Origin of the sequence: Arthrobacter sp. JUb115, from assembly GCF_004365035.1 — a bacterium.
Lineage (GTDB): Bacteria > Actinomycetota > Actinomycetes > Actinomycetales > Micrococcaceae > Glutamicibacter.
Genome location: NZ_SOBS01000027.1, coordinates 1 through 1,296 on the forward strand (window position 1 = coordinate 1; position 1,296 = coordinate 1,296).

Below are 1,296 nucleotides of genomic sequence, written 5' to 3' on the forward strand. Positions count from 1 at the left end.
TGGAGGTCGAATTCCTCGGGGGGTGCTGGTGGGGTGAGGCTGTTTCCGTGCGCCTTTGCTTCGGACATGTTCTAATTATACTTCGCTTGTTCGAACATGTCTTCGATTCTGAGAAATGGGGATAAGTATTTTTTCGCAGTGCATGGCATCGCTCCAGCGGTGAAGCCGCGGCTAGAGAACGGATCGCACCGACGTCTCGAAATGCACGATATGCTCCAGGGCCAACTCCTGTGCCAGCTGCGCGTCGCCGTCGAGGATGGCTTGGAGCAGCGAGATGTGTTCTTCAATGTGCTCGTCGATGCTCGGCAGGCGATCCAGGGCCATGCACCAGATGCGGGTGGCAAGGTTATCCAGGCGGATCAGTGTCTGCTCCAGGTGGTGATTGCCGGCCGCTTGGTAGATCAGTCGGTGCACTTCCAGGTCGTTCTCCATCAGCGTGCGCCGGAGATTCGCGCCCGACAGCTGGCTGACGGCTTGGAGCGTTGCCTCGATGCGACTGCGTGCACTGCCGCCATGCAGGGCTGCTGCCTTGGCCGCGGCGAGGGGTTCCAGGGCTTCGCGGACTTCGGTGATATCGGCCAGCTCCGTGATGTCCACGCGGGTGGCAAAGGTGCCGCGTCGCGGATAGGACTGCACCAGGTGGTCGACCTCCAGGCGCTTGAGCGCCTCGCGCAACGGCGTGCGGCCGACCCCAAGTTCGTTGACCAGATGGGCTTCGTTGATCGGGTCGCCGGGGGCGATGTCCATCATGATGAGCCGGTCTCGCAGAACCAGGTAGGCGCGTTCAGCCAGGGACTCGCCGCCCACGGGAAGCTGTGTGGCGAGTGTCATCTTGCCTCCGTTTTCTCTGTTCCATACTGCGTGATTGCTACACGCTGAAATAATTTCGGGCTACCCATTGACCGGGCTGTGACTTCCATCATACAGTGAATCGCAGATTGATATATCAGTTGTCGGCAATTCATACATTTAGGAATGGGCAATGGCACAAGCTTCAACTCTCTCGGCAGATTCCCTGACCGCAGACCTCGCGCATCTCGATCCGGAGGTCGCGCAGCGTATTGACGCTGAGCTGGCGCGCCAGCAGCGCGGCCTGGAAATGATCGCTTCGGAGAACCACACTGCGCAAGCAATCATGCAGGCGCAGGGTTCGGTACTGACCAACAAGTATGCCGAGGGCTACCCGGGCCGCCGCTATTACGGCGGTTGCGAGGAAGTTGATGTCATCGAGACGCTGGCGATCGAGCGCCTCAAGGACCTGTTCGGGGCGAAGTTCGCCAACGTGCAGCCGCACTC

The 1,296-nt window shown here is 60.0% G+C and carries 1 protein-coding gene and 1 pseudogene; one reads left to right on the top strand and one right to left on the bottom strand.

Annotated elements, in window-relative coordinates:
- Positions 1 to 171 precede the first annotated feature (171 nt).
- Positions 172 to 831 (bottom strand): GntR family transcriptional regulator, encoded by a 660-nt coding sequence (locus EDF61_RS18650; protein ID WP_133835123.1) that lies wholly within the window; start codon positions 829 to 831, stop codon positions 172 to 174.
- Between the two features lie 151 nt (positions 832 to 982).
- Here EDF61_RS18650 and EDF61_RS18655 point away from each other — a divergent pair.
- Positions 983 to 1,296 (top strand): annotated as a pseudogene (locus EDF61_RS18655) (serine hydroxymethyltransferase); the annotation flags it as partial.